Annotated in this window: 9 protein-coding genes; 3 read left to right on the top strand and 6 right to left on the bottom strand. The window is 61.0% G+C overall.

The genetic code is table 11. The annotated features are described in order from the left end of the window. Nucleotides 1-2 precede the first annotated feature (2 nt). Nucleotides 3-1247, top strand: coding sequence for a tetratricopeptide repeat protein (locus tag PQR54_RS06230; protein WP_408244531.1), 1245 nt, complete (start codon nt 3-5; stop codon nt 1245-1247). A 71-nt stretch (nt 1248-1318) separates the two neighbouring features. After that, nucleotides 1319-1546, top strand: a complete 228-nt coding sequence (locus tag PQR54_RS06225; RefSeq protein WP_408244530.1) for a hypothetical protein — start codon at nt 1319-1321, stop codon at nt 1544-1546. 58 nt (nt 1547-1604) lie between these two features. On the opposite strand, the gene PQR54_RS06220 is transcribed toward PQR54_RS06225, so the two are convergent. The 6 genes from PQR54_RS06220 to PQR54_RS06195 are packed head-to-tail and all read right to left on the bottom strand — an operon-like array spanning nt 1605 to nt 9655. After that, nucleotides 1605-4142: a glycosyltransferase family 4 protein gene (locus tag PQR54_RS06220; RefSeq protein ID WP_408244529.1), complete on the bottom strand. Its 2538-nt coding sequence runs from the start codon at nt 4140-4142 to the stop codon at nt 1605-1607. Further along, on the bottom strand, nt 4045-5076 hold the full coding sequence (locus PQR54_RS06215) for a glycosyltransferase family 4 protein (RefSeq protein WP_408244528.1): 1032 nt from the start codon (nt 5074-5076) through the stop codon (nt 4045-4047). The genes PQR54_RS06220 and PQR54_RS06215 overlap by 98 nt, the downstream gene beginning before the upstream one ends. Continuing rightward, nucleotides 5073-6377 (bottom strand): methyltransferase domain-containing protein, encoded by a 1305-nt coding sequence (locus PQR54_RS06210; RefSeq protein ID WP_408244527.1) that lies wholly within the window; start codon nt 6375-6377, stop codon nt 5073-5075. The genes PQR54_RS06215 and PQR54_RS06210 overlap by 4 nt, the downstream gene beginning before the upstream one ends. Beyond that, on the bottom strand, nt 6374-7597 hold the full coding sequence (locus PQR54_RS06205) for an ABC transporter ATP-binding protein (protein ID WP_408244526.1): 1224 nt from the start codon (nt 7595-7597) through the stop codon (nt 6374-6376). Before PQR54_RS06205 ends, PQR54_RS06210 begins: the two co-directional genes overlap by 4 nt. A gap of 26 nt (nt 7598-7623) precedes the next feature. Next, entirely contained in the window at nt 7624-8427 is an 804-nt protein-coding gene (locus PQR54_RS06200) for an ABC transporter permease (protein WP_408244525.1), read from the bottom strand. 22 nt (nt 8428-8449) lie between these two features. Beyond that, entirely contained in the window at nt 8450-9655 is a 1206-nt protein-coding gene (locus PQR54_RS06195) for a glycosyltransferase family 4 protein (RefSeq protein WP_408244524.1), read from the bottom strand. A gap of 210 nt (nt 9656-9865) precedes the next feature. On the opposite strand from PQR54_RS06195, the gene PQR54_RS06190 reads away from it, so the two are divergent. After that, nucleotides 9866-11662, top strand: a complete 1797-nt coding sequence (locus tag PQR54_RS06190) for a type I secretion system permease/ATPase (RefSeq protein ID WP_408244523.1) — start codon at nt 9866-9868, stop codon at nt 11660-11662. Nucleotides 11663-11670: the final 8 nt, after the last annotated feature.

The following is an 11670-nucleotide window of genomic DNA, read 5'->3' as shown; positions in this document are numbered from 1 at the left end:
CAGTGAGCGCAATACACCTGACTGTCCTGCTGATCCTTCCGTTGTATGCCGCAGCCCAAACGCCGCAGAACGTTTTTGAGCAGATCATCAACGAAGACCTGCAGTCCCAGGCGCAGGCTGCGATCAGCGAGGGGCATCGAATGCGCGCGCTCGCGTTACTTAACGAACTCGCGCAGCGCGATCCCCGCCAGGCCGGCGCCCTGCTCGATATTGCCATCCTGTACTGCGAGTTAGGGGAACGAGCCCTGTCCCTCCGGGCGCTCGCCCGCCTCGAAGCACAATATGAGGCGCCACCCGCCATTGGGAAACTCATCCTTTACTACAGGGCGAACACCTGCACATCGGTCGAATCGCGGCCGCAGCTCGCAGTGAGCGTGGGAGCCGGCGTGACATCAAATGCGAACTTCGGCCCCTCTGATCCGATCGTGACCTTTGCACCGGGCGCTCCACTAAACTCCCTGACCCTGGCACCCGAAAGCCTGCCTCACAAGGACCAGTACATCGAATCGGCCATTCAGGGCGAGTTCCCCGTTTCATCTGTGCCCGGCCTGGAACTGATAGGCGGACTTTCCAACCGCCATTACCGCAGTCTGCACAATTTCGACCAGCGCGCGGTGACCATTGGAGTAACTGACAGAACACGCTTCATGCATGGTGAGATGGATAACCAGTTCACGACGAACGTGCTGTGGCTCGGCACGCACATCTATCAGCGTGATCTGGCATGGCACGGAGCCTTCTGGCTGCCGCCGGCGGCGTGGCACCCTTTGCTCATGCGTGGTGGGCTGGACCTGACGGTCGTGGACTCCGCCTATCCTGGCAATTCGCTCTACGATGCCATGTACCTCGCCGTCCGTGCCGCCTTCCAGGTACACGTGGGTAAGCGCACATCGATGCAGTTCTTTTTCGGGCCTGCCTGGGACAGGCCACATGGCGGTCGCCCGGGTGGCATGCAGCGCGGTTATTCGGCGTGGCTGTCACTGGACTACGACATGGACCGCCATGGTCAGTTGGAAGCCATACTGCAGCAACGGACGTTGAACGACGCCACCGCCTACGACCCCGTGTTCTTCGGCAGTCTCAACCAGCAGCAGACAATCCGCGTAGCAGTGCTACGTTACACTTACCCCGTGACGGCGGGCTGGTCCGTTTATGCGCAGATGTCAGCTCAGCGTGTTTCCAGTTCCATCTCACTGTTCGCATATACCGTGTACAACGGCTCGCTTGGTGTTTCCTGGAAGTACTAACGCGACAACCGCCGCGTGAATCGCTAGAATAGCGACAACCCTATTGTCGATTCCGTCGTCACATCCATTCCATGAAAAGCTCGATCAGTGTTTCGCAAACGCCAGCGGCCGCCGAAGACAGGTCTGTCTGCCTGGAATGGCAAGGTTCGCTGCATCACTCGTATGACTCGGTCGACAGCCTGTTGCACGAGGTCACCCGCGCAACGCCGGCGCAATCCGCGGGTCACGCACCCACGGTGGAACTCACGGTGATCGGCCAGTCGGATGCGCTGCTGCCGCTCAGCCATTATCTGCTGTAAGAAGCAGCGCCCCGGACCGAACGGGTAACGACGGTCCGACTGGCCCTGTTCCTGGTGCTTATCCGAGAATCTGCATGAGCGCGTGCGAGTAGGTTACGGCAATCGCTGCCCAGTCTCCGTGCGTTTCGACGCGCCGTCGCGCGTTGCGCACCATGCGATCGCGTTCTGCCTGCGGCAGCTGCAGCAGCGCATTGATGCCTTGTGCGAAAGCGTGCGCTTCCGCCAACACATAGTCCTGTCCGGCACAGTAACCCAGGCCGCGAGCACCAAATTCCGTACTTACCACAGGCAGCCCGACCGCTGCATATTCGAGTAGTTTCAGATTGGTCCCTGATCCTGAAATGACCGGGTTCAGGCCCAGGTCGCAAATCGCAAGCCAGGTGGCCTTCTCAGCATCACTCACGACACCCAGAAGGCCAACGTTCGCGGGCCGTTCCCATGCTTGCATGACGTTGCAGACCGAACCCAGCAGCAGGAAATGGACCGAAGGCAGCTGCGCGGCAGCTTCCACGACGAGGCGGGCGGCATCGATATTCGGACCGTGAGCGCTGCCCATGAAGAGCGCGAGGGGGTGCGCGACGCGCAGCGCCGAGCGGCGGTCCTGTGTTTGCGCGGCCGCACGCAAAGGCGTCGCGGCGACATCGATCCCGTTGGGCACGACAACTAACTTTGCGTCGTCTGCTACGCCATAGAGTCTAGTCATGCGCTCGCGGTCCTTAGTCGAGCAGGCGGTCACGAGAGACGCCTCCCGCACGGCGCGCTGTTCGAGTTCCGACACCTGGTCGATCGCCCATCGATGCGGGCCGTAAATATCTACCTTCAGATCGGCCTCGACGTTGTGCGCCTCATATACGAAAGCCCGCGACGAAACTGCACGCAACGCCGGCATGGAATAGGGATGGGAGCACACAATCAGGTTCGCACGCCGTGCCAGCGCGTCAATGGCGTCGAGCCACTGAGGTGCAGTGTCCGGATGCAGTGCCGCTGCCAGATCTTCGACGGAAGCGCCCAGCGTGTCCTCCAGCTGTTGCTCCGCCTCGGCGAACGCCTGGGACTTTGGCACCAGTTCCTCGCTGAAATCAGTGGCAAGCCTGCGCACGCCGCTTAGATGTGAGGGCGCCAGATTGACGAACTGCACCTGAAACTGGTCGGCAACACGCGAATAAAGCCCGTGCAGGCGGAGTTTGCCGCCACTGACTACCGGCGCGATGGGGAAGGTATTAATAACGCCGAGAATGGGCTTTGCCTGCCGGGTCACGACGCTGGGCGCCGCCTGCCTCACGGCACCCGCTGCATTAACGGAATCGTTGGCTGCTACGGGTTGCCGCCCGGCCGCGAGCAACGCATCGCACAGGCTGCCCCAGTCGAGATGGGCCGCGCGCGCGCGGCCCACCTGCCCCATTTTTAGTGCCCGGGGCAAATCAGTGCAGATGCGTCGCATTGCGCCCGCCAGCGCGGCGACATCCGGCTCGACGATCAGTCCCGAGCGCTCATGCTCGATCAGTTCGAGCGGACCGCCGGAATCCGTTGTGGTCAGAACCGGTTTTGCCGAAAGCATCGCTTCCAGCGTGATCAGGCCGTAGTCTTCGTCACGTGGCACGAACGGCACGCATACGGCCCGTGCGTACTCCTGCGCCAACACGGCATCAGGAACGCGCCCGAGAAAATGTATGCCGCTGTGGCCGGCCGCCACCTCACGCAACCGTGCTTCATCGGGGCCGCTGCCAGCAATGCGGAACGGCATGTCTACCCCGCTCTGCATATACGCCTTGATGAGCAGATCGATCCGCTTCGCCTGGTCAAGACGGCTTGCGCTGAAAAGAGTCTGCTGCGGCCCGGATGCAAGACCTTTGAGACCCGTCGGATGGTGATGGACCGCAACCTTCACACCGGGCGGGAAATAGCCCTCGCGCGCTGCGACAACCCGGGAGATCGCAGCGTAGTGCACGATCTTGTCCGGCCGCATCGCAACTGCGTCAAGCAGACGGATAGCCGCGCGTGTCACGGGCCCGGGAAAGGCCCAGCACGATGCCTGCGGCGAGCGCTGCCAGGCGGCATCGAGTGCATCGAGCAGATCCTTGAACTCGAGATCGGCTGCGCGGTAGTTCGCGAGCGCGCTCACGATCCGCGCCGGAATGCCGAGCGCGAGCAGGTCGCCCTGGTCGAAGTGCGTGGGCATGCCAGGCGGGTAACAGTCGTAGAGTCCGCGCAGCGTATGCTGAAGATACACGACGTGATTGCGGTGCCGGATTGCCCATGCCGGATACTTGGTGCTGATGACCAGGTCGAAATGATCAAGGTCGAGCTCAGAGAAGTGGCGATAGCTGGCCAGCAACTCGCCCATGCTTCGCTCAGGGCTCGGAACTTTGAGCAGGTCCGCCTGGATCCCCGGACGCGCGTTAAACGCCTCGAGCAGCCCCCACCACAGGTTCTCGGCGCCCCCGATCACAAATGGCACCGGGCTCGGCGCAACAATGGCAATTCTCATAAAAAACCGGTCAAAGAGGTTGGGTAAGCGCATCGACGACGTGATGCCACGAGATATCCGCTGCCCGGTAAGCTTCGCGGCCACGAAGCCCCGCTTCGGCGGCTTCACGTGGATGCTCCGCGAGCCAGTCCAGGCGTCTGGCCAGTGCGTCAGCGTCGGGTCGTTCCACCCAGCCTGTTTCACTATGGCGAACGAACTCAAGCGGGCCGCCCGAGTCGGTACACGTGATAACAGGCTTTGAGGACAGCATCGCTTCCAGCGTGATGTATCCGTAGTCTTCGTCGAAAGCCGGAAACGCAACGGCCAGCGCGCGCGCGTAAAAGGCGCGCTTTTCCGCTTCAGTCACATGGCCGATCAGCGCTACGCGATCGCCGACACCGTGGCGCTGGATTAACGCGGTAAGCGCTTCGCGCTGGCCACCGTCGCCAGCAAGCACAATCTTCAGCGACGAGCGCATGCGTTGCGCCGCTTCGATCAGTAACGACTGACGCTTGAGCGTTTCCAGACGGCTGGGAAAGAACACGTAAGGCAGAGCGGCTTCGCGCCGGAATGACTCAGCCTGCGCCGGCGGATGATAGAGCGGCGTCGCGGTAATCCGGTTGAAATCGGACAGCCGTGCAGCGACGCGCCGGGAATTGGCGAACACGCGATTCGCACGTGAGAGTGCCGCATTGTCAAACGCGCTCACCTGTGCGCGCAGCCGGGTAAGTTCCGCTGAGGCCTCCGCGGCGTCGTACAGATCGTAGACAGCGCGGTGCTGGTGCATCACCCATACCCGGTGATCGGGATGGACCACTCCATAGCTTGGGAACTGCAAGCTGATGACCTGATCGATCGTCACGCCGTTGGGGCGCACGAAATCAAGTGACGCTGCGTGTTCCATGGCCCGCACAATGTCCTGTTCGGGCGAGAACCGAAACGGCAGGCGTAACAGCTCGACATCATGCCCTGCCTGCTGTAACGCTCGCACTACACCGGCGATGTGGTAGGAAGCGCCCCCGTGCACGAACGGCACAAGGTTGGCCGTCACGAGAATCTTCACGCTTCGCCCCCTTCTGGTGCTCTCTTGCGTCCCAGTACTGCGAAGTCCTGCGGACCGCACAAATGCCCGTTGACGCGCTCGGTAAGGGCATCGTTGCCCGGCACCTTCGCCTCTTCCGGGTAAGGGCTACTTCGAATGATGTCAATTGCCTCAAAGCGGTGATACGTCAGCAGGAACGAGATCGCGCTTGGTGTTATAGGGTTGCGGTGCGTGAAGTCGTGATAGAAGGTGTGGCTGCCTACCAGCACGTTTTCCGGATTGGGTGTCTCGAACAAGACTGAGCCGCCCTCCACCAGCACCCGGTAGCTCTCCTGCACGAGCGCGAACAGATAGTCAAATGGCAGATGCTCGATGATATGAAAGCCGGTAACGGCGGCGACCGAGCCTGTGGGCAGGCTGCGCAGAAAGGTCAGTGCGTCCGTGCATCGCACGTTTAGTCCCTGTGCGAGGCAGGCACCGACCATCACGCGGTTCGCATCAATGCCAAACGCGTCGCGGCCGTTCTGCCTGACATAGGCCAGCCATTCACCGCGACCACAGCCGATATCCACGATCTCATGCGTCAGGCCATCTGCTCGTGGCACGTCCGTCGCAAGCCAGTCATGATAGATGGCGAGCTTTGCGAGCACACTTTCGCGGGTGCCGCGATTGGCATCCTCGAACGCAAGGTAATAGGTGTCGATGGTTTCTGGCGACACTGCGGGCCTCGGTATGAGCTCATCGCGCAAATCGAGCAAGCGCCGCGATAGCTGTTCGACCTGCCGGCCGTGTCGCAGCACGACCCCGACGGTGTTTTCAAAGCGAACCCGCCATGCGGGCAGCGAACGCCTCAGCACATAGCGCGCATAGAGTCCATCCGCATATCGCCCTGCACGCCGGGCCAGCCCTCCCAGGCCCACGCGTCGCATCAGCCAGTCTGCCGCCGCGACGGCAATGACGGCACTTAACCCCGACACCGGCACTGCAACGCGGCGCCCCTCCGCAGACATGCGCAGCCTCGCCAGCACGACGAGCCGGCTAATTCCGCGCGCAAGCTGCTCCATATAATTGGTGCGACCCGTTGCATCAGTCTCACGCGCTAGCAGGAGCCGGTACGCGCCGTCCACAAACTCCGCGTTGTCCACAACGAGCAGGTGTTCGATGGTATTCCGCCCTGCAAGGTCGGCGGCACCGGTCACCGGCTCGGAAGCGGTGACCGGACGATCCGGGGTGAGCGTGGTGCCTGCGTCATCAGTGGAGGTATTAGCGGCCGCCTCGGCCTTGACACGCGCAATCAGATCTTGGAGTACCGCTTTGGTCATGGTTCTTGTAACGTGGGTTCTACGATGTCCCGTACCGGGGATTGCTCAAAATGGACCGGCACATAGCACAGTCCGGAAAAGGGCACGTTGCTGAAGCCGGCAATCTCGAACGACGCGGCGGCATCCCACCAGTGCTGGCAGTCATGAATATGGGTATCGTCGGAATGCAGTGCGACGGTCACCGTATATTTGCCAGGGGCGAAATTCAACGGCAGCGAGAAGCGGCAATTTACACAGCCGCCTGCCGAAAAGTGTGCCGCCTCGCACAGCAGGGCGGTATTGGTGCCGAAGACGTCCTGACCAAAGCGGTCGCGAATGAGAATCCCGACGGATAGCGTGGCAGTCTGTTTTGACTCGCATTCGAGTCCGATAGTGATCTCTTCGCCCGATGCAAAGCGCATTGCGGGACCAAGCCGGTTTGACAGCACCACGTTCCGGATGCGCGTGCGCAACGCGCCGTACGAATCGGGCGTGGACTCCTCCTTCTGCGGCGCGTCGTCATCGATGCCGGCAATCAGTCGGTAGTAGATCTGCGCGGCCTCGTCAGGCAACCCGTCGTACGCGATGGTGCCCTCCGAGAGCAGAATCGCCCGGTCGCAGAGCAGCTTTACCGAATTGATGTCGTGAGACACGTATAGGATTGAGCCACCCTTATCGCGAAACTCGCGGATGCGCTTCAGACATTTCTGCTGGAAGCGTGCATCGCCCACTGCCAGTGCCTCGTCGACAATAAAGCAGACGGGGTCCGCGTGAATGGCCACTGCAAACCCGAGCCGCATGATCATTCCGGACGAATAGGTCCGCAACGGCGCGTCAATGAAGCCGGCCAGCTCGGAAAAAGCAACGATCGCGTCGAATCGTTCCTCGATCTCCGCGCTGGTCATGCCAATCAGTCTTGCGTTCACGGCAATGTTTTCGCGACCCGACAGACTGCCGTCGAAACCGGTGCCCAACTCCAGCAGGCCGGCGATGAGTCCACGGCGTTCGATTGTTCCAGCATCGGGCATCAGCACACCGCTCACCAGTTTGAGCAGCGTGGACTTGCCCGCACCGTTTTGCCCCAGCACGCCAATCGCCTCGCCCTGACCGAGCGAAAACGAAATGTCATCAAGTGCAACATGCACGCGATGCCGCGCCTTTCCGAAAAGGCCCTCCAGAAGGCGGTCAGCGGTCCGGTTGTAGATTTTGAAGCGCTTCGATAGCCGTTGGACCTCCAGCACCGGCGAACCTCTCTGCACACGACCCGTCACAGCGTATCCCTCAAATCCGATTGCAGACGGTCCAGCAGCAGGCGGCTCGCGAGCAGACTGATGCACGCGGCCAGAGCGAGTCCGATTAGCTCTTTTGCTGGCGGATACTGATGCCACACGATGATGCCATGCACGGCATCGATGGCCCAGAAGATCGGGCTCAGGTGCATCGCCTTTGCGGCCCAAGGCGGCAGGATCGAGGCGAGATAGACCACCGGTGTCAGCCAGAACCCGAACTGCAGAAGTATGTTAAGGACGTTCTTGATGTCAGGAATAAAAACGTCGAGGGTACCGAGGATGATGCCAAGCCCGTACGCGAACGCGCTTAGCAATAGCGCGATGACGGGGAGTGCCAGCCATTGCACACCGATCGGGTGACCGATAATCATCAGGAAAACGGCGAAAAAACCCATGGTAATGCCGTACACAGCCCACTCTGCGAGCACGATATGAAGCGGCATGATCCATAGGTCGACGCTGATTTTACGGATCAGGTGCGCCTTTGAGCCGTAGACAGGCGTCAGCCGGTTCAGCAGGTTAGCAAAGAGATTCCATGTGAGAAGTCCGCCGATCAGATAAACCGTATAGAGATAGGGGTCCGCGTCCGCGCCAATCCGTGTGCGCATGAAGCGGGAAAACACGGTACTGAACAGCACGACAAACGTCAAAGGCTGGATCAGCAGCCACGCGGCGCCGAGCGCGTTTTCGCGGTGCCGGTCAATCAGATCCTGGCGCGCGAGGAGCAGCACATGCGCAAGACTGGTTCTTAATGTATGCATGAACAGATTGAAAGTGGGCATACGCCTGTCCCGCCTGAAGTTCTCAGGCGACGATCTGGCGATAGACGGCAAGGGTTTCGTCGGCAGTACGCTGCCAGCTGAAGCTGCGCGCGCGAGCGCTTCCAGCCGAGATCAACCGTTCGCGCAACGCGCGGTCGTCGATGAGAGCCCGCATGGCTTCAGTAAAGCCCTCGACATCGGCTGCGTCGCGCATGATGGCTGCATTGCCCGCCACTTCCTGCAAAGCGCGGGCCGTCGAACACAGCACCGGGACGCCGGATGCCATTGCTTCCACCACCGGCAGTCCAAAACCCTCATAGATCGACGGATATACCATCGCGAGTGCGCCCGCAGTCAGGACCGGGATGTCATCGTCGGATACATAGCCCAGCCTGCGTACGGAACCCTCGCGCAGGCCATGCTCCAGCGAGAGGTGGAGGGAGTCAGTCAGCCACCCCTCCACGCCAATGAGAGTAAGCGGGAACCTGCAACGCACCGAGGCTGGCAGGCGCGCATGTGCTGTGAGCGCAGTATGAAGGTTCTTGCGCGGCTCGAGCGTGCCCACTGCAGCGAAGTAGTGGCCATGCACGAGACCATACCGTGCCAACACGTCGGAGGTCGCATCGGAAGAATGCGGCCGGAACCGAGTCGAGACACCGTTATGCACGACCCTGATTTTATCGCCAGGGACTGGAAAACAGGCCTGTAGTTCATCGCGCACAAAATCCGATACCACGATGATTCTGTCGGACTGCTCGAGAGCGCGTGGAAAGTTGGCACGCAGGAGCGCGAGGCGATGTGCCGGATGGTACTCGGGATAGCGTACCCAGGATACGTCATGTGCAGTGATAACCGTAGGGCCGCGAAACCGGAACGGAATGAAGTTCGGATCGTGATAGACCTGCGGGACACGCTGCCGCCTGATTCCTGAATCAAAGCGGTACTGTTCGACATGCGGCATGAAACGGTAAATGCCGGGAACGAACCGGCGCGCAAAACGCTTGGCGCTCCCCGCGGCCACCGTACGCAACGACCTTGCCCCTGCCCCCCCGGCGGAGGATGTGACGGCATCCTTGTCACGCGATGTAGACCAGTGCGTTCCATAAAAAAGCCGCACCTGATGGCCCCGTTGAACAAATTCGCGGGCGAGATGGGACGCGTATTGCCCAATGCCAGTTAGAGGGGTAAGCAAGGCACGCCCTCCCATTGCGATATTGAGCTGCGCGTCAGAATTAAGATTTTGGAGCATCTGCTGCCTGCAAAGAGGGGATTCTGGAAGCAGCGCAAGTATCGGGCTTGTTTTCCTGAATTGATGTGACAGCCGTCACATTTTTGCCGGTCTCGATGGATCAGAATGAGCGCCTTCGCAAGAGGCCGACGCTGCGGTGTCGAATAGCTAACAGATCAGAATTGCAGACCAGTCGGGAGGTGTCGCGATCAGCCAGCGCGGCAACAGCAAATGACCAAAAAAATCCGTGTACCGTCGAACGAAATCATTCAGGCGCTGCTGGGTTACCGTCGTGTGTTCCGCACGGTGGGAATCTTCAGCATGCTCATCAACGTGCTGATGCTCGTGCCGTCGCTCTACATGCTGCAGGTCTACGACCGTGTTCTGCCCAGCCGCAATGGCGTCACACTCGCGATGCTCACGCTGATGATGCTGGGCATGTATGCGTTCTCGAGCGTGCTTGAGTACGTACGCAGTTTCATCGTGATACGGGTGGGCGGCAAACTCGACATGCATCTGAACAGCCGCGTGTACACGGCGGCGTTTGAGACGAACCTCAAGCAGCAGGGCGTCAATGCCGGCCAGTCGCTCAACGATCTGACCACGATCCGGCAGTTCGTGACGGGCAACGCACTGTTCGCGTTCTTTGACGCGCCGTGGTTTCCCATCTACCTGGCAGTTATTTTCCTGTTCAACGTCTGGCTTGGCGTGTTTTCGCTGGTGGGGTCCGTCATTCTCATCGCGCTCGCTATTGCCAACGAACGGGTCTCGCGCCGTCCGCTGGCCGAAGCAACCGCGCTGTCGATCCGCTCGAGTTCGCTCGCGACCGCGAACCTGCGAAACGCCGAAATCATCGAAGCCATGGGCATGCTGCCCAACCTGATGTCGCGCTGGTCGATACTGAACGCCGGGTTTCTGGCCCGACAGGCGGAAGCCAGCGAGAAAGCCGCGATGGTCGGCAATGTCACCAAATTTGTCCGCTTGTCGCTGCAGTCGCTGATCCTGGGACTGGGCGCCCTGCTCGCGATTGAAGGCAAGGTGTCCCCGGGCATGATGATCGCCGGATCGATCCTGATGGGCAAGGTCCTGGGCCCACTGGAATTGGTGATCTCCGTCTGGCGTCAGTGGAGTGGCGCAAGAAGTGCATATGACCGCCTCGTCGAATTGCTTGAGAACAACCCGGTGCGCCGTATCGGCATGAGTCTCCCGCCCCCGGCAGGTCGCCTGACGCTCGACGCAGTGAGCGCAGCGGCACCGGGCTCACGTCTGCCTGTGGTACACGGCCTGTCGTTCAACATCGACGCGGGCGACATCGTGGGCGTAATCGGGCCGAGCGCCTCCGGCAAGTCCACACTCGCGCGGCTCATGGTGGGCGTATGGCCCGCAGCTGTCGGAACGGTGCGACTTGACGGAGCCGACATCTACCAGTGGGATAAGGACCAGTTGGGCCCGCACATCGGTTACCTGCCGCAGGACATCGAACTGTTTGGCGGCTCAATCGCCGAAAACATTGCGCGCTTCGGCCAGATTGAATCTGACAAGGTCATCGAAGCGGCAAAGCTCGCGGGCGTTCACGAGATGATCCTGCGTTTGCCACAGGGCTATGACACGCTGGTGGGTGACCGGGGAGCCGGACTGTCCGGCGGCCAGAAACAGCGTATCGGGCTGGCCCGTGCGTTATATGGCGACCCGTCATTCATCGTACTCGATGAACCGAATTCGAATCTGGACGAGACGGGCGAGGCAGCACTGAAGCAGGCGATCGAGCGTTTGCAGGCCGTGGGCAAGACAGTTGTCCTGATCACCCACCGCACGAGCATCATTGCGGCGACCACCAAGCTGCTGCTCCTGGTGGAGGGGCAACTCAGGATGTACGGCCCGACGGCCCACGTCCTGGCCGCGTTGCAGAACGCTCCGGCACACACAGCCGCTGCCCACACGGCAGCTGCACAACCTGCTGCCGCGGGGACGACCCAGCCCGAACATCACCAGCCGTCCGCCGCTGACACGGCGGAGGCAACCGTCTGACCTGCAGG

This window comes from Paraburkholderia phytofirmans, assembly GCF_046028095.1.
Classification (GTDB): Bacteria; Pseudomonadota; Gammaproteobacteria; order Burkholderiales; family Burkholderiaceae; genus Paraburkholderia; species Paraburkholderia phytofirmans_A.
Note: the sequence above shows the minus strand (reverse complement) of the source record. Positions and strands in the feature narration are given on the sequence as shown.